The sequence below is a fragment of the Psychroserpens sp. BH13MA-6 genome (assembly GCF_052983595.1).
The window spans coordinates 1-19,088 of record NZ_JBRJGE010000008.1; the positions used below are offsets into that span (position 1 = coordinate 1).

Here is a 19,088-nt window from a genome sequence, read left to right on the forward strand (position 1 = left end):
TTCCCATTTTTAGTAGATGTTGTAGTGACTGTGAGCAATGACCAAGATGTGAATTGTGTGATTAATAGTAGCCCGATACAACTATTGGCTTGTCCACCTGAAAATGACAATCCGTGTAATGCAACTGTAGCAGGTGTCAATGCCGATGATAGTTGTACAATTACAACGCCAGGTACATTATTGGAAGCTACGGATTCTGGTGTTCCTAGTGGAACTTGCGCAGGAAATCCGGATGATGATATCTGGTATGAATTTACAGCGTTGGATGAATTTGAAATTATTCAATTAACTAATATTTCGGCAGGAGCCTTTAATATCAACCATGCGGTTTATGAAGGTGCTTGTGATGCACTTGTGGAATTGTATTGTTCTGATGCTACGGCAAGTATTACACCTTCATTAACAGTAGGTAACACCTATTATATCAGAGTATTTTCTGAAGGAAGTAATCCGGAAAATTATACATTTGATTTATGTATAAGACCAGGAACAGGTAATGTTTCTGTAGATCAAACAACTTATACGATAGAAGAATTAGTGGTGGATGTCTTAATTGATAGCCCTTGTGCACAGATTACTAATATCGAGTTCTCAACTGGAACTAATTTTGGTGATGTCAATGGTATCGGCTATTTCTCAGCAGACGCGAATAGCTTCCCATTTGATGAAGGTATTTTACTAACATCTGGTGACGCGAGTCTTGCATCTGGTCCAAACTTTAACGCCATGAGTGATGGTGGATTTGGTTGGCCTGGAGATGCTGAATTAGATGCTGCCGTTGGAATTACCTCCAATAACGCATCCATCATTGAGTTTGATTTTGTGCCATTATCGGATGAAATCAGTTTTGATTTCTTAATGGCTTCCGAAGAATATAATGGAAGTACTGGAGGTACTTTTGAGTGTACGTTCTCAGATGCCTTTGCGTTCTTATTAACAGATGAGAATGGCGTAACAACCAATTTGGCCGTTTTACCTGGAACAACAACACCAATTCTTGTCACTAATATACACCCAGAAAACCCTGGATGTCCAGCGATTAATGAGGAATACTTTGGTGGTTATACACCACAGGACCTTCCTCCAATCTCTTTTGATGGTAGAACAACCGTATTTACCGCTTTTTCAAACGTAAATATTGGAGAAACTTATCATATTAAATTGGTTATAGCAGACGCAAGTGATACTGCTTTGGATTCAGGGGTATTCTTGAAAGCAGGTAGTTTTGACATTGGTGAAGTAGAATTAGGTGAAGATATTACTATTGAGGCTGGTACAGCTGCTTGTATAGGAGAGCAAATTGTGTTGTCAACACAAGCGCCTTCAGTCGACCACGTGTGGTTTAAAGATGGATTTGCAATTCCTGGAGAAACTACAAATTCGTTGGTTGTAACTGAAGCAGGTACCTATACGACGCAAATTATTTTCTCGCCATCATGTATCATTTCTGATGAAATTGTGGTTGAGTTTTTACCTTTGCCAAATATTGCGGCCACACCTCCTGATTTAGTAGGTTGTTCCATAGGTAATCAGACTGCTGTATTTGAATTGACAGATAATGATCTTCCAATTTTAGCGGATGTTGATGATGTGTCAAATTATACAGTGACTTATCATTTAACACAAGCCGATGCAGATAATGGCGATAACCCATTATCTAGTCCATACACCAGTATTTCAGATCCACAAACGGTGTATGCGTTGGTAGTTGATAACACCACTGGTTGCTCAGACACAACAAGTTTCCAATTGGTACTTGGTATCGAACCTGAAACCACGTTTACGACCGATTTTGAATATGAAGTTTGTCCGAATGCAACGGTGCCAATTATTATTGAAGCGACACCAGTGAATTATAATACTTCTGAGGTATCCATTAATTGGTACTTGGATGGTGTCTTAATCTCTGGTGAGAACGGATTAACATTACCAGTGTTATTAGCAGGTGATTATGAAATAGAAGTAATTTTCAACGATACTGGTTGTTCAAGTATTACAACGCAGACCGTTATTGAACTTGAAACTTGTGTGATACCTCAAGGTATTTCGCCAAATGGTGATGGTATGAACGATACTTTTGATTTAAGTAGTTACAATGTGAGTAAATTGGAAATATTCAATAGACTAGGAACATTAGTATATTCTAAAAGAAATTATACGGATGAATGGCATGGTCAATCCAACGATGGAGATGAATTACCGGTAGGAACTTATTTCTACACTATGGAATATGAGGATGGCAAGCAGAGAAGTGCTTGGGTATACATCCAAAGATTGCAATAATTAATCAACCATAAATGTAAAAAGCCTCTAACAACTGTTGTTAGAGGCTTTTTTTGTATTTATAGTATCAGTAAATATTCTGTTTATAATCGTATTAAAATGCCAATAGTAAAATGATTGATAGAACAATACAGCTTACTAGCAAGCTCCAAAGTAACCAAATATTGTAGAACGCAGGTTTTACTTTACTATTTCGGGTGGCATTAAGTACCTTTCGTTTCTTACCGCTATATTGGATCCAATTCTTAAAGCAAATAAAAAGAGCTGCTATAATGAAAAGGGCCCAAGCCTTTTCCGAGGACATGGTTACAGAGTTCATTTCATTGAGAAATAAAGCGACCACTATTCCTGAGAGCAATAAAAGACTGCACTGAAGTCCTGAAATATAGAATAAGGCTATATTATTGGCTTTCTTTTTATAGATAGGCTTGTAATACTGAAATACGTTAAAAAATAGCAAATCAAATGTGGTCATAACATGGTGTTTAGAGATAAAAAAACCACATCGTTAAAGATGTGGTTTTTTTATTTTTATTTCAGAAGATTATTGAACAGTAACAAAGACATTATCGACATGAATTGTCGTGTTTAAATTACTGTTATCACTACCTGTATATACAAAAGCGATATAACCTGTACCTGAGTATGATGATAAGTCAATAGCACCAGAATCTGCCCAAGTAAACCACTCTTCAAAATCAACTTCTAAACTCGATGTGAAATCTAATTCCTCCCAAGTAGCATTACCTACGTTAGCTTCAGTTCCATCAAAATCAGTAGAGATATATACCTTTAATGCATCATGACCAGCATCTGGATAAGCGTGTTCAGTTTGGAATGATAACACCTCACCATCTTCAGCATCTAAATCCATTGGAGGTGAAATTAACCAACCAATATTACTAGATTCATTAGTTCCGAAAGCAGAGAATTCAGCGTATCCATTTCCTTGGTATACTTGTTCTGTCCAAAATTCAGAACCTGCTTGTGCAATATTCAACCAACCGTCTACGTCAAAATTTGTATTATCCGTCACATCGTTGAAATTCGCCGAGATTAATGGCTCTGGACATGGGTCTGGGTTATCAAAGTTGATAGCCTCTGGAGTATTTAAATAAATGGTATAAAAGTCATCAAAGAAATCACGAGTCAAAATACCATCAACACTACCTCTATTATCAGGTAATGTAAGCGCTTTAAAGTCGGAGAATGTACTCGTACTTAAAATCACACTAGATCCTAAACAGTTTTCTAAGACACGCTCACCATCAAAGCTATCACCACTTTCTGATGCGAACGTCATACCAACTTGATCTTCTCTGAATTGCATATTAGTAAGTCTGATATATTGACTTTCCAAGGCATTTGAGAATTCACCAATACTCACTTCTTTAGGAACAATGGTTGCAATTTCCTCAGATCTTAAGACATGCTCAGGAACCAAAGAACTCGCAATTCTGTTTAACTCATCACCATCTAAACGACCTAATTGAACAACACCGTTATCTTCAGCTACAGAAAGTCCGTTTAATTTGATAAATACTTTACGTCCAAATTCAAAGCGTGTAAATACAGGGTTGATATCAATCTGTACTACGATAGCCGCTGTTGGATTTTCAGGAGCATCTTGTAACACTAATTGTTTATAGAAGTTACCACCTTCGTCACTAGAAACGACATAGCCCTCCATGTATCTGTCAGAATTGTATTCTAATGTCATTGGTTCACCTTCTTGATAATAAGCTCCTAAAACGGAACTGATACTTACTTTTTGTTCTTCAGGAAAGTCAACAACTGTTGCATTTACTGTATTTGGTGTTTCAAAATCATCATCTTGAACACAAGCACTAAATACTACTAAACTCACCGCAAGTAGCATGATTTTGTTAAATTTAATTGTTTTCATTTTTTCTTTTTTTTGTGACCTTTTAACTTAGGTCGAAATTGTAAAATTTATTTTTTAGCTTTTTTTTAAAACCTAAGATACACATTTAAATAGTAAGTTGTACCATAGCCGAAGAAGTATCTGGAACCAAATACTTCACCATTCGCTCTTGATTTGTCTTCTAAAACTCTATCATAAGTTGCTAATCTTGATTGCTCAAAACCACCAGTTCTGTAAGTTTCATTAAAGACATTATTAATTGTAGCGAAGAAACCGATGAAATAATCGTTAATTTTCCATGATTTTCCACCTACAACATTTACTAACATATAACTGTCAAATTGTTCTTGTTGCAATAATTCTCTAGCAACGGTTTCGTCGTAGTCAGTAATAGGTTGACCATCAAAAGCTGTCGTGAAATTTGAAGAACGTCTTAAACCACTTGCATCAACATAAGCGTTAGAGAAGAAGTTAGATGTAATTCCAATATTCCAATAATCAGGGTCACGATATTCAAAGCCTACTTGATAAGCACGCTCAGGTCCTCCAGCAACATGCAAGTCTTTTAAGTTAGTTGTACCGTCTCCAAATGTCAACTCTCCATCAAAATCATCACTTGTTAAGTACAAATTAGGATTGTTATTAAACGTATACTGACCAACAGACGCAGCGGCTTTCAATTTAATTGTTGGTGTTACTTGTGCTTCGATACCCAATTCTGCTCCAATATGACGTTTTTCAATATTCGTCATGACTTCTTGAACAAAAGCATCACCTGTATCTAACCCTAGACCTGCTAAATCTTCTGTAAAATAAAATCCGATGTCCGTTCCGTTTTCAAACCCTGCATAAAAACCTGTTAATCTAGCTTTGACAATCGGTGATCTAAAAATATAGCTCACATCTACTGATTGGATTTGCTCACTTTCAAGGCCTGTTACAATGTTATTGTTTTGTCTTGCATTGCTAAACGAATTTCTAATGGTAGGCGCTTTAGTAAAGTAACTACCGTTAATGTCAACTAAGTGTCTTCCAGTTATTTTGTAGGTCGCACCAGCTTTAACACCATAATTTGAGAAATCCAATTTTTCACTTTTCCCGAACGATTGCGAACCTAAGAAATTTCCATTTTCATAAAGACCATTTCTTTGATACGTTGTTTGAGAGAGGTTGGCTCCTAAGTAGAAATCGACTTTGTTATAGTTAAACTGAGCTTGAGCGAATCCAGAGATGACGTTCGCATCAATTATATAATTGTATTTATAACGATCACCTTCTTGAACAATTCGGTTAGGATTATTGACATCACTTTGTGCGATGGCTTCTAGTCCAATCGTAGAATCAGGATCTGTTTCTTCTGCAAAGAAGTCAACATCTAGGAAACCTGTACCTCCTAAAAGATCTTTAAGTTCTGCGAAGTTTTCACTTTTTAAATTTCTATAACTTAATGAAGCATTTAATTTAATACGTTCAGTTAATTCGGTATCAAAAATGGTATTCACAGTGATCTGTGTATCATCATTTCTGTCTTCTTGTATCGCATAAATTGAATTACCTCCTTGCGCTCTCACTATGGCGTTACCTAAGTATAGAGCATCCCAGTCTAACTGCCCGTCATTTCTGAAGTTTTGCTCAGCTAAATAAGCTTGCTCATAGTTAAAGGCCGTTGGGTTATCAAATCTTAGTTGGTAACTAGGTAAGTTTTGGTAGTAAGCTGGATCAGGGTTTCTAGCACCACCAATATAGGCTGCACTTCCATTAAAATTAACTAAGCGCGTTCCACCATTATCTATTCTCGTGTTTCCAATTTTACCAAATTGATAAGCCACATTCGTATTTAATCTTGTTTTGGTTGAGATGTCCCAAAAATGGTTTAACATTAAGATAGGTTCTTCTATATCTCTTGTTCTAGAGTTTCTGATTTCACCGTTCTGCTCTCCCCAAAATGGGTTGTATTCTCGTCCTTTAAGTTCAAAAACTTCTTGTGTGATTGCTGTTGAACGACCACGTCGGTTCTGTGCGTATATAGAGGTAAAGTTAATACTGTGCTTTTCGTTGATTTGTTTTTCAACGGCAGCAAAAAATGAATTAGAATCATAGAGTGTTCCATCTACAAAACCTTCATCACCATAACGACGTGAAGCAAGCACAGAATAAGACCAGCCTCCTTTTAATAATCCTGAGTTATAACTTCCCATGATTCTACCAGTGTAGCTTCTGTTGGCGCTCGCGTAAGATACACGGCCTCCTTTTCTATATTTAGAAGCTCTCATGATGATATTATTGGTACCTGCTAAATCACCAAAGGTGTAGTCATTAGCAGACATACCCATTGTAAATTCTTGATTACGCTGTACATCATTTAATCCACCCCAGTTTCCCCATTGTGGTCTTCCATTAAATTGTTTGTTCATTTCTACACCATTGATAAGCACCTTACCATTGGCGTTGTCTAAACCACGAGGTCTAAAAAACGTGCTACTAAAATCAAAAGCAGCAGCATTTAAAAATACATCTCTTGACGATTGCAATAAACCAGATACGTTATCTGTGAGTCCATCGTCTTCACTGTTCAAATTGTCATCAGAGATTGAGATGATAAAGAGATCTTTTTTATCACTAGAGTCATAATCGAGGGTCATTCCGCTGATATCCACAGTTTGACCTTCATTTACAACAATAGGATAACGTTTGGTAACATAACCTACTTTTTCAATTTTTAAGACTTGTTCGCCTAATGGGACAATCGTCTTAAATTGAAACTCACCATTTGCATCCGTCGAGGTGGTCTGCAAGGTTTCTTCAATAGTGATAGTTACATCAGGAATTGGCTCACCCGTAGTGCCATCAAGCACACTACCTTTTACTATGGTCTCTTGAGCATAGCCAGTAAACGCAGAGAAAATTCCGAATAAAATAATCAGTAAACTTTTTTTCATGCCTATTCTTACTTGTTAATAATTGTTCTGCATTAAATAATAGTTATTTAAGGCGTGCAAATTTACATTATTTATAATAAATACATACTTTTGGCTCGACATTTGTAAACATAATAACGATAACATAATATACATACTATGAAACCATTACATTTTTCTTTAGTTGTTGCTTGTTTCTTGTTGACAATCAGTGGATTTTCTCAAGATAGTGAAAAGGAAAAACGCTTTAAAGTCCACACAGTGGCATTCTACAACTTAGAAAATTTATTTGACCCAGTAGATGATACTACTAAGTTTGATGAAAGAAGTCCTATCATGGAGATGCAAGGCGGTCGCGAAGAAGTTTATGCAAAAAAAGTACACAATATGGCACGAGTTATTGCTGATATTGGTACCGATGTCACAGGCAATTCTCCGGCAGTTATTGGTGTTTGCGAGGTAGAAAATAGAGAGGTGCTTGTCGATGTTGTCAATGATCCATTATTGTTGGCTAGAAACTATGGAATTATTCATTATGAGTCTCCAGATGTAAGGGGTATTGACGTAGCTTTACTCTATCAAAAGGAGTTGTTTAGACCCATCAGCCATAGTTCACATGAGGTAAAAATTTATGATGATAACACTAGAAAGCGACAACACACGAGAGATCAGCTTCTAGTGTCTGGTGAGTTAGATGGTGAATTAATTCATTTAATAGTTAATCACTGGCCGTCTAGAAGCGGTGGAGAGGCACGTAGCAGACCTAAACGTGTTGCAGCCGCCAAAGTGAATAAGCAATTAATTGATTCACTACAATCAAAAGACCCGTATGCGAAGATCTTAGTCATGGGAGATTTAAATGATGATCCTACGAATGACAGTGTTAAGGAGGTTTTAAAAGCAAAGGCTGATAAGGAAGATGTAGAATTGAAAGGTATTTATAACCCTTATGAAGATATGTTTGTAAAGAAAGGTTATGGAACTACCGCCTATCGTGATGCATGGAGTTTATTTGATCAAATTATGGTCACACAACCACTGATAGAGAAAGACGATTACTCCTCATTTAGGTTTTATAAAGCTGGAATCTATAACAAGGTGTATTTAACAACGCCAAGAGGTCGATGGAAAGGTTATCCTTTTAGAAGTTTTTCCGCTGGATTTACTGGTGGATTTAGTGATCACTTCCCAGTGTATGTTTACCTTATTAGAGAGGTAGAATAGTCATTTAAAAACTGAAGAATATAAAAAAAGCGTCATTCATTGAATGACGCTTTTTTAGTTTTGTTTTTTTACAACCAATTACTCCAGGGAATTCTCGATAATACGAGAATTAAGCCTAGCGTATAAAAAATGGCTAACATTTTGAATTTTGGTTTTGATGTTAATTTCTTTTTATGTTTTGAATAACCAATAGTGATAGCTGCTACGGCTAAAATCCCTACAAAAGGGTGTTCTACCGCTAATAATCTTGAAAAAGAGTCCAATCCTCCCATACCGTTATTACTAATGTTTTGTAATCCAAAAGGTGACGTAAAATATAAGACGAGACCAATTAACAATTGAATATGGGTGACAATTAAAGTAAATAATGAAATTCTAAAGTCAATAGCGTGAAACTCCTTTCCGCTGAAAAACTTTACAAGTGCGTTAACAGATGCTATAACAAGCATTAATAATACAAGATATGCCCAATAAGAATGTAGCATTTTTACGACTTCGTACATCATAAATATTTTTAAGATTAGTGAAACAAAGGTAATGATTAAACTGGTTTACCTTGTCATCATTTCAGCAACAATTTCATCTAAGAATAATACACGTAAACGCCAATCACGATGATCACAATTACTAAACCTGCTATCTTAGCATGCTTCCATGGTGTAATATCCACTTCTTCCGTGAAATGTTGTTCATAAGCGACTTCTCTCGGTTTGAAATAACCAATGATGAGCATAATTACAACATTCAGGAGAAATAAAATGGCCATGATGTGCAAGAAATGTGGGTACGCATCAACTTCTATAATCTTTAGTGCTTCAGGAGAGGTAATGCCAGCAGCCTCGGCTTCTGCAAGGGCATTGTCTATTCGAGAAGGTCTTACGAAGAACTCACTCAAAATATACAAAATAGAGCCAGATACCAGTCCAATTTTGGCAGCAATAGCTGGGACCTTTTTTGTCACAAATCCGACAAAAATAATCGTCAATATTGGAATGCTATAAATACCATTCACCTGTTGTAAATAACTAAAAATACTATCCAAGTCAGATAAGAACGGAGCAATGAGCATCGCGCCAATGGCTAGTATGATCCCAAATAACTTACCGTATTTTACCGTCGTTTTTTCATCAGCGTCCTGATTAATGTGTTGCTTATAAATGTCTATCCCAAAAAGGGTTACAGAACTATTAAGAACACTGTTAAATGAACTTAGAATTGCACCAAAGAGTACCGCTGCGAAGAACCCTATGAGTTCAGGAGGAAGTACTTTTTTTACTAATTCACCGTAAGCCTGATCTGGGGCAGAAACATCTAACATGCCCTTTTGATGCATATAATAGGCGATGATTCCTGGGAGCACAACAATTAACGGACCTAATATTTTGATGAAAGAACCCAGTAAAAGTCCTTTTTGTCCTTCCTGAAGGTTTTTAGCTCCTAAAGCACGTTGGATGATTTGTTGATTTGTTCCCCAATAAAATAATTGCACCAACATCATACCTGTGAAAATTGTAGCAAACGGAACCGATGCTGTTTTGTCTCCAATAGAATTAAATTTTTCTGGTATTTCAGTTTGAAGAGCAGCCATTCCATCAAAAATACTGCCGTCACCTATAATCATCAATCCAAAAACTGGAATTAATACACCGCCAATTAACAGGCCGATGGCGTTAATTGAATCTGAAACTGCAACGGCTTTTAATCCACCAAAAACAGCATAAATTGATCCTATGATTCCTATGCCCCAAATACAAATCCATAATGCGACATTATCAGATACACCTAATAATTCAGGAACATTAAACATACCGCTAATAGCCAAAGATCCAGAATAGAGTATTGTTGGTAATAGTACGACAACATATCCTGTTAAAAATAAGGCAGAAGTCAATGTTTTTGTGGTAACGTCAAATCGATTTGCTAAAAACTGAGGGATGGTAGTTAAACCACTTTTTAAGTATCGCGGTAATAAGTAGAGCGCTGTTACAACCATGGCGATGGCTGCTAAAGTTTCCCAAGCCATCACCAAAATTCCTTCAGTAAAGGAAGATCCATTGAGGCCGACTAACTGTTCTGTCGATAGATTTGTTAATAATAGCGATCCTGCAATCACACCAGCAGTGAGACTTCTTCCACCAAGAAAATAGCCATCAGAAGACGACTCATCCGTTTTTCGTGTTGCGTAATATGAAATTATAGCTACAAGTGCCGTGAATCCGACAAAAGAAATTAATCCAATCATAATATTAGTTAGTTTAGACGTGTAAATTAATATAATTTGTAGTTAAATTCACAAAAAAACAGTTAATTTAAGTTGATTGTATGGTTTTTGTAGCGGAGATTTCCCCCATTATTACGCAATATTTAGCAAATTCATAAAACCACTAGTTAAAGTGATATTGATATGCGTCGCTGAGATTCGTTGCCATACTCATCAACAACGGTAATGATATGTTCTCCAACCGTTGGTGTAATGGCCCACTCATGAATATCCTTTGTTTCCCCTAAATAAGTGTTATCTAAATACCAAAACACTTTAGATTCTGGTTTTGAATGGGCGATTTTGAGTACCATATCGTTTGTCTTTCCATTAAAGTCTCTGGGAAGATAATGGATGTTATCTTTTTTAGGATATATAAAGGCCATGGATGACTGCGTATTACCTTGACAATCCAAACGTAATTTTGGTAGTGGTTTGTAAAAAGGATTTTTGTTTTTATAATAATGCGCTTCAATCGGATCTAATACGAACCAAGGCTGATGTTTGATGTCATTTATGGACTCACATGATGAATTCACTTGATAAGTTTCGGTTGGATCAACATGGGCTAAAACATGATAGGGACAAGGTGCCGTTTTTAATCCGCTATTCTGAATATAAGTTAATTCAGTTTCGTCACAAATTATTGAAGCACGATGACCACTTTTTGAGCAGATACTAACTTCTTGCATTTCATCAAAAGGTTTTGAAAACCATTCACTATGAGGTAAAACGTCAAAAACATCGAATAATATAGGAGCTGCGGTTTGAACACCCACCAAACCAGGTCTGCCTTCACCATCAGCATTTCCTACCCAAACTCCAACAACAAAATCTTTAGTGGTTCCAATAGCCCATGCATCCCTGAACCCAAAACTGGTTCCTGTTTTCCAAGCAATTTGTTTGGCGCTATCATAGAACTCCCAACTTTCATCCCCTTGTGGGCGATTTACTTTTTTTAAGCTCTCATAGGTCAGATATATTGAAGCAGCATCATAGAGTGTTTTATGAGTTGTTTTTTCACCAAAGTCTATCGTCGTATTAGCCATTAATACGGGTTCTAAAAATTCATTGCTGTAATATTCACTTGAGGTTTCAGAAAAATGATTAAGCGTTGAAGAAAGAGCCGCGTAACTTTTACACAAATCCCATAGATTACTTTCGGCACCACCTAGAATTAAAGATAAGCCATAGTGATTTGCATGATATTTTAGATCCTTTAATTGCAATTGACTCAAATATTCATGAAAACGATCTAAACCGAAATCTTGAAGCATTCTAACGGCAGGAACATTTAAAGATCGTGACAAGGCATGACTTGCAGGAACCACGCCATCATAGGTTTGATTAAAGTTTTCCGGATGGTAACTTCCAAATTGCGTTGGGATATCTTTTACCAAAGTATTGGGTAATAGGTCACCAGAATCTAGCATGGCAGCGTAAAGAAATGGTTTTAATATACTACCTGTGCTTCGAGGTTTATCGATGATGTCTACATCTTTCTGATGTGCTCTATCTGAAGGGGTATTGCCAACGTAAGCAAGTACTTTTCTCGAATGAACATCCAATACCAATACCGCTGCATTGTGAATTTCATTTTGCTTAAGAAGATTGTAATGTTTTTGGACGATAGTGTTAGCGCGTTCTTGAAGTGTTAAGTCAATGGTCGTTTGAATGCGTTCTCCTCTATGGATTTGCGCAACTTTTTGTAGTAAATGAGGCGCAATTTGAGGTAAAGCATATGGTTTAGTTGGTAAATGTTCAGCAATGGATAACTCATATGTCAACGAGTCAATGATTTGGTTATTCAAAAGTTTCAGAAGTAAGCGATTGCGTTTCTTTAGTAAACGTTCTTGATTTTTACCAGGATAAATAAGGCTAGGGGCATTAGGCAATACAGCTAAAGTCGCATTTTCTGCCCAAGATAGTTGATGCGCATCTCTATTGAAATATCGCCATGCTGCCGCATCTAATCCAATAACATTGCCACCAAAAGGGGCATTACTGCAATAGTAGGCCAAGATGTCTTTCTTGGATTCCCGCAGTTCCAATCGCGTTGCTAAAATAATTTCTTTTGCTTTTTCTAAGTAAGTTCTGGAAGTTCCTTTTCGCGAGAGCCTTATAACTTGTTGTGTTAAGGTACTTCCTCCGCGTTGAACTTCTCCTGAGCTTAAATTCTGCTTGAGCGCTTTAAAAATAGAGATAGGGTTGAAACCTGGATGGTCATAAAAATAAGCATCTTCAAACTGCACAATGCAGGTTTCAAATTTTTCTGGAATGCTATCATTATAAGGAAATCGCCATTGGCCATCGCTAGCAATCTGTGCACCTAAAAGTTGATTGTTTTCACTCGTTATGACGGTTGATGTAGGGTCTTCAAAGAGTTGCTTAGGTAAGCAAAATGCGTAAGCAATGAGCAACACGATGATAACGATTGTTCGCTTTTTATGACCTTTTATGTAATTGACAAATGTCATTCTCTTTCAAAATTATAGAAGCGCTCCACACGACAAATGCGTACTTTATACCATGCATACCAGTCCTTAATGCCTTTTTGTTGTGCCACCAAATGATCCGTTTGTTGCTTCCATTGTTTAATAGCTTCCAAAGATTCCCAATAGCTTACCGTAATTCCAATAGCATCTCTGGCACTTTCCATGCCTAAATACCCTTTTTGTCGTTGTGCTAGTGCTTCCATTTGAGTGGCCATTTCATCGTAACCATCAATTTGACTCGTGTGTTTTGATGTAAATATGACGGCGTAATAAGGCTTTGTTGTTTTCATAATTTATTTTTCAATCGTAACCCATCGACCTTTATTTCTCACAAAGAAATCGTTGTCATACATAGCTTCCACTTGAGTTCCAGGTAAGTAATAAGTACCTAAATAAGCAGCATTTAACATGACTGTGAATACTTTAGTGTCATGATTCCCTCGCTGAGGTAAATCAAAATAAAAATTCACACGATCATCTCTTATATCTGTATATCTGGCTGTACTAGTCGTAGTATCACCAAAATCAGTAAATCTAGTATTGACAATCTCCCAACCAGATGGAAATATTTGTGTAAGTGCGACGTCTCTAACCGATTCATTTTTTAAATTGCTCACGCTAATTCTGGCGACAATATCCTGTCCTTGTTTTAGTTCCGATGGATTGAGACGATTGCCTTTCATATCTTGGTAAATGACTGAAACACTTAAACCGCGTTGTTCTGCCAATTCTTCGCCAAGAGGGAGTTTTCCTGAATTCAATACACGTACATAAATAAGGTTATCTGCATTGTTTTGCATACGTATCGTGTTGGAACCGTCTTGTACCGGTAACTCACGCTGTGCAATTGTACTTTTAGTGGTGATGGTTTCAGTTTTGCCGTTGAAGGTATAATTAAAATTCATATCCTTTCCACCATTGGCTTCCACGAGTTTTGCCATCGCTAGAAGGCTGTACGCTGTTGTTTGAGTGCTCATCCAGTCGTCGCTCGATAATGATTTTGCAATGGATGCAGCAACAGATTGCGCTTGAGGATTTTTTGTAATAATCATGGTTTCTAATGCCATAGCTCGGTTGCGATCTACAGAACCATAGGTATAATAATTAGACGCTCTTGGTTCAAAATTGATGTTAGCCGATTGTGAAATCTGTGTACTCGCTTCTTTTTGTCCCGCTAAGGCATAGGCTGCCGCTAAGCGCCATTTAGCTTCATTAGAGAGTTCACTAAATTCTCTTAATCTATTCATAGAAGCGAGATCTGGGCTACCAGCTAAAGCCAGAGTATACAAGCGGTAAGCTTGTGCTAAATCCGAATTATAACGGCTATAAGTAGGTCTCCAATCTCTAGCCGCTTGTTTTTGATAACTTATCCAATTGCTTTTAAATGTTAGTGGCAGTACAAATCCTTTCTTTTCTGCTTCTATCATAAAATGACCTGCATAGCTAGTGCCCCAATCGTTTGCTGTATTTTCACCCATCCAATAGCTTAAGCCACCATTTGGTCTTTGGAAATTTCCGAGGCGACGAATACCGTTTTCGATATGAGACTGAATCTCTTTTTTCTTTTCATATTTTAAGTCGAAAATATCTGCTAAATATAATTGAGGGAATACGCCTGAAGTTGTTTGCTCCACACAACCATGAGGATATCTAATCAGATACTGTAAACGACGTGTAAAATCCATTGGTGGCAAGGTTGAAAACTCCACTGTAGCACTATTACTGCCAGTGACACCAAAGGTGTTGAATGTTAAACTTTGCTCACCATTTCCCTCTAGTTTTGTAGTCTCATATATGGATGTGAAAGGATTCGGATTTACAACATCTAATGCTACTTTGTAGGTTGATTTTTCACCGTTTCCACTAGCAATGACTTCCACGGTTTGAATGCCTTTCGCTTTACTGACATCCAATTCGAAATACGCCATTTGCTCGTCTGGTCTCTCAAAAGTTAATTGCTGCGATTTGTTCCCAACTACTGAAATACCGTCACTTAATTTTAAGTTTAAGCTCACATTTTTAACCTTTGGTTCCATTGCAAAGACTGTAACTGGTAAGGTCACTTTTTCTCCAGGGCTCAATTTCCGTGGTAAAGTGGCTAAGACCATTAATGGTTTTTTAACTTCCACAGATTTATCTGTGCTGCCATAAGCTTCTGATGTATGATTACCTGCGATAATCATAGTTCGTACGGCACCAATATAGTTGGGCATTTTTATCACATGCGATTGCCGTTTTCCAGCTTCCAACTGAAAAGGTCCCAAATAGGTAACAACCGGTTTGAAGCGATTGGCTTTTTTGTTTTTTCCTTTGGCAGCGCTACCGTCACCACCAATCGCGAATACCTGATCAATACTGCCTGAATAAGCGCCAATCACATCATCAAAAATGTCCCATGTTTTAACACCAAGAGCTTCACGCGCATAAAACGCATCCCAAGCGTTGGGCGTTTTAAATCGGGTAAGATCCAAAAGTCCTTCTTCCACTACAGCCACGGTATAGGTCATTGGTTTCTTGTTTTTTTCAGAGACAAAAATTTCAAATTCTTGTTCTGGTCTTAAAACACTTGCCATGCGTAATTCGGGCTCCAAAATGGTTTTTGGATCCTCTACCATTATTGGAATCACACCGTATAATCGAATCGGTAAATCGTTACTTGTTATCGCATGTGGTTGCAGCAAGGAAATATTTATAAACACATTAGGCGCCATTTCCGAGGTAATAGGAATGGTCACTTTTGTTTCTCCCTTCATTGTTTTTACCCATTTATGTTCGATCACTTCAGAGCCGTTTTCAATACTAATTAAGGCACGACCTTCCATACCTGATGGAAATTTAATCGTAGCCGTTTCACCAACATCATACTTCTCTTTATCTGAAGCAAAAACGAGCATCTTCGCAGCTTCCTTATCATTACCTGTTGCAATGCCAGACCAGTTTTTATAAAAATACGCCGTACGACCTGTGGCGTGTCCACTCACGGGATCATAAACGCGAATGAGGTAACGACCTCGATCGTTCTCAGGAATTTTTAAAGTGAATGTTGTTTTACCATTCGTGTTTGTAGATACTTTTTGATCCAAAACAGGTCTGTGATAATTACTCGATACATAGCTGGAAAGGTTATCATATGATGAATTCCACCACCAACGCCATTCAATTTTATATACTTTGATCTCCAATCCTTCTCGTTTGAGGCCTTTTCCATTTTTGTCAACCACCACCACATCGAATGTTTGATCCGTATCCGTAAAATAGGAGCCATATTGATTACCTTCTGGTGAGCGCAATCCAACATAGGATGAATAAGGTGAGTAAGTTTTTGTAAACGCATCCAATGAGAAATCACCGCCATTTTCAAATGCGCGAACTAGAAATTGTGCGTTCAGCATTCCAGGGGCATTCTTTCCGATATCCAATTTAGTTGCGATGGTTGCTTTACCCTCGGCATTGAGGTTACCATCGAAAATATTCAGTTCTTCTGTGTTAAAGTTTTTAGATGGATCAGTGAATACGTAATCTTTATAACCATTAAAACTCGTATAAGTTGTGCTGAATTTTGCTTTAACTTCTGCTTTGATATGTTTCGCAGGTGCACCATGAAGCCATTTGACGTCTATGGTTCCATCTATAGGTTCATTGCTTGCGAGAATCTCTTGTTCAAAATCGACTTTAATTTTCAGTCGGTTAGGCTTAACAGTTTCTATTTTCAAGGATTTATAAAATTGAGCGCCACCTACAGAAACTTTAGCATTATAGTTACCTGTTTTCCCTTCAGAAGACGTCGGCACTATAAATTTGTAGAAATTATTGACATGATCTGCCGTCACATTTTTATAAATAAGCTTGCCATTAGGGTCTGTGATTTCCATTTTTACAGGATGACCATTGGGAAGTTTATTCGCCTTATCGTTCAGTATAAAAGTTAAGAAGAGTGAGTCTCCTGGTCGCCAAACACCACGTTCGCCATAGATATAACCTTTAAGACCACGTTGTAGATGATTCCCTGAGACATCAAATTTGCTCAACGATAGTGAGTTACCATCAGTTAACCTCAAATAACTATTATTGTTTCCTTTTGTAGCAATGGCAAATGCCGCGTGTTTATTGGCATTGTAGACCGCTAAGCCTTCACTATTTGTAGTCACAGAACCAATTTCTTGTTGTTGGAAATTGTATAAGGTAATTTTGGTATTGCCTTCAGGGTTGGTTGTTAGAATATTTGTTACCGCAAAATAGTAACGGTTATTAGTGCCTTGTTTGACGATGACCCCTAAATTAGATGCTAGTAAATTTTGAGCGATTATTTTATTTCCGTTATAATAGGCCTCATGACAAGGGTTATCACGCTGTCTCCAATTATAGGTGTAGTTACGATATCTATAAGCCCTGTTATCCCAATACGCTTCCTCTTTTAACTCTTCGTCCTCTGTCATCACATCAGAGAATTCGTCGTTATAATAATCTTCCTCATAGTAGTAATCCTCATACGCATCATTGTCGTTTAGATTTGGATCAGGATTGGCGCTGCAATCGTAGAGAGAGTAGTTTTTATTAAAGCTAAGTTCTACTCTATAAATGGCGCCTATATCGGCTTTGAAGAACTTCGATAAATCCACGCTATAGGCTTTCCATTTCCCGAAGTTTTCTGAGGGGCTTTGTAGTTGAATAGTTTGCTTAGCGATGCGACGACCTACCCGTTTTATTTCACTTTCATTATTACCATTTAAAGGATTGTCTTGAAGAAATTGTAACACATTATCCTCATAAATTTTAATGACTCTTACATCTACCGCACTGAGGTTGACTGCTTCGAAATTGAATTTTAAGTCATTAGAATTTGGAAGAATTGTGCCATTACTGATGAGTCGCACTTGCGGTTTTTGTTCTTCAAAGGAAATGGCTTCGGAAAAAGGGCTTTTCAGTTTGAATCCATCGGTGTTTTTAATGCCTTGGAATACATCTACCTGAATTTGACCCACTAATTTCGTGTCAGGATAGACCTTCAGTACATTTCCAACAACCACAAACTTAGGGTCTTTCACATTTTGAATGGTCACTAATCCGTCGAAATTTTGTTGTGTTTTAATCGGGTCTGAAAAATTTATATAGAGAAATTGTTCAGGGCTTTTATAGGCTTCAACATTTACAATCTTAAAATTGTTGATCCCTGGAATATTAATTGTATTCTTACCTTTATTACTCGCATTTATTGGTGTGCCATCCCATTCTACAATGATATCAGAATCGTCTATCAATCGGTTAATACTATCTATCTTAAATTCAAAATACTTTGCGTGTGTATTGATCCCTTTAAATTCTAATTTTAGAGGTTTGTTATTTTGAGTTACCGAAACCAATTTTTTAGCATCTTCTAATGAAATCACATCAGCAGATTTCACAACGGCTTCTAAATATTGCCACTTTTTGCTATAAGATTGCAATTCGTTAGTGATGATATTGAAATTAGGCGTGATAGTTTTAAAACTGAACACATAATCTTCATAATCTTTTGGCATTTCCTGATATATCTTATCAAGTTTTACAGTTACTGTATATTCTGTCCCAGGATCTAAATGTTCGCTCGGAGTAAAGACTAAGGTGTGTTTGTTTGCTGCTTTTAAAGTTCCTTCCACGTATGGTGACACAGTGATAAGGGCGTCTTCTATTTGTTGTTCCATGTCCCAACCTTCTACATCAGACGCTAAATTAACGGTAATGGGTTCTGCAACTGATTGTAACCCTGAAGACGTGTAGCTAATGTAATCCCTAAATTTGAACAGGCTGTCTGTGTCTTGCTGAGTAGTTGTCTTTTTCTTGCAAGAAAAAATTATGAGTAAGGACAAAAGGGATAAGACTAGATGTTTTAGTTTCATGGTTACGACTGTTTTTGTTATGGTTTGCAAGATGCGTCCAAGCTATCGATTTGATATTTGAATACTATAAAGCTATCGTATCTTAGTGGTTTTAAGTACTGCTTAATGTTATTTGAAGTCACTAATTTAGTATTCGTTGTGAAAGAA

Annotated in this window: 10 protein-coding genes; 2 read left to right on the forward strand and 8 right to left on the reverse strand. The window is 37.1% G+C overall.

Going from position 1 to position 19,088, the window contains the following annotated elements; genetic code table 11:
• A partial coding sequence (locus tag ACU8DI_RS14015) for a choice-of-anchor L domain-containing protein (protein ID WP_447113417.1) occupies window positions 1–2,283 on the forward strand: 2,283 nt, incomplete at its 5' end.
• A gap of 94 nt (window positions 2,284–2,377) precedes the next feature.
• On the opposite strand, the gene ACU8DI_RS14020 is transcribed toward ACU8DI_RS14015, so the two are convergent.
• The 3 genes from ACU8DI_RS14020 to ACU8DI_RS14030 all read right to left on the reverse strand — a co-directional run bounded on the left by ACU8DI_RS14020 (window position 2,378) and on the right by ACU8DI_RS14030 (window position 7,107).
• Window positions 2,378–2,758, reverse strand: coding sequence for a hypothetical protein (locus ACU8DI_RS14020; protein ID WP_447113418.1), 381 nt, complete (start codon window positions 2,756–2,758; stop codon window positions 2,378–2,380).
• 69 nt (window positions 2,759–2,827) lie between these two features.
• Window positions 2,828–4,189: a DUF5689 domain-containing protein gene (locus ACU8DI_RS14025; protein ID WP_447113419.1), complete on the reverse strand. Its 1,362-nt coding sequence runs from the start codon at window positions 4,187–4,189 to the stop codon at window positions 2,828–2,830.
• A gap of 65 nt (window positions 4,190–4,254) precedes the next feature.
• Window positions 4,255–7,107: a carboxypeptidase regulatory-like domain-containing protein gene (locus ACU8DI_RS14030; RefSeq protein ID WP_447113420.1), complete on the reverse strand. Its 2,853-nt coding sequence runs from the start codon at window positions 7,105–7,107 to the stop codon at window positions 4,255–4,257.
• A 138-nt stretch (window positions 7,108–7,245) separates the two neighbouring features.
• On the opposite strand from ACU8DI_RS14030, the gene ACU8DI_RS14035 reads away from it, so the two are divergent.
• Complete coding sequence (locus tag ACU8DI_RS14035; RefSeq protein ID WP_447113421.1) at window positions 7,246–8,310, forward strand: endonuclease/exonuclease/phosphatase family protein; 1,065 nt, start codon at window positions 7,246–7,248, stop codon at window positions 8,308–8,310.
• 68 nt (window positions 8,311–8,378) lie between these two features.
• Here ACU8DI_RS14035 and ACU8DI_RS14040 read toward each other — a convergent pair whose 3' ends face one another.
• The 5 genes from ACU8DI_RS14040 to ACU8DI_RS14060 all read right to left on the reverse strand — a co-directional run bounded on the left by ACU8DI_RS14040 (window position 8,379) and on the right by ACU8DI_RS14060 (window position 18,941).
• Window positions 8,379–8,813 (reverse strand): hypothetical protein, encoded by a 435-nt coding sequence (locus tag ACU8DI_RS14040; RefSeq protein WP_447113481.1) that lies wholly within the window; start codon window positions 8,811–8,813, stop codon window positions 8,379–8,381.
• A gap of 80 nt (window positions 8,814–8,893) precedes the next feature.
• Entirely contained in the window at window positions 8,894–10,552 is a 1,659-nt protein-coding gene (locus ACU8DI_RS14045) for a solute:sodium symporter family transporter (RefSeq protein WP_447113422.1), read from the reverse strand.
• A gap of 146 nt (window positions 10,553–10,698) precedes the next feature.
• Window positions 10,699–13,047 carry a penicillin-binding protein 1C gene (pbpC, locus tag ACU8DI_RS14050; protein ID WP_447113423.1) on the reverse strand — a complete coding sequence of 783 codons (2,349 nt, stop codon included), beginning with the start codon at window positions 13,045–13,047 and terminating at the stop codon, window positions 10,699–10,701.
• Window positions 13,044–13,355: an antibiotic biosynthesis monooxygenase family protein gene (locus ACU8DI_RS14055; RefSeq protein WP_447113424.1), complete on the reverse strand. Its 312-nt coding sequence runs from the start codon at window positions 13,353–13,355 to the stop codon at window positions 13,044–13,046. Before ACU8DI_RS14055 ends, pbpC begins: the two co-directional genes overlap by 4 nt.
• 3 nt (window positions 13,356–13,358) lie before the next feature.
• Window positions 13,359–18,941, reverse strand: a complete 5,583-nt coding sequence (locus ACU8DI_RS14060; RefSeq protein WP_447113425.1) for an alpha-2-macroglobulin family protein — start codon at window positions 18,939–18,941, stop codon at window positions 13,359–13,361.
• Window positions 18,942–19,088: the final 147 nt, after the last annotated feature.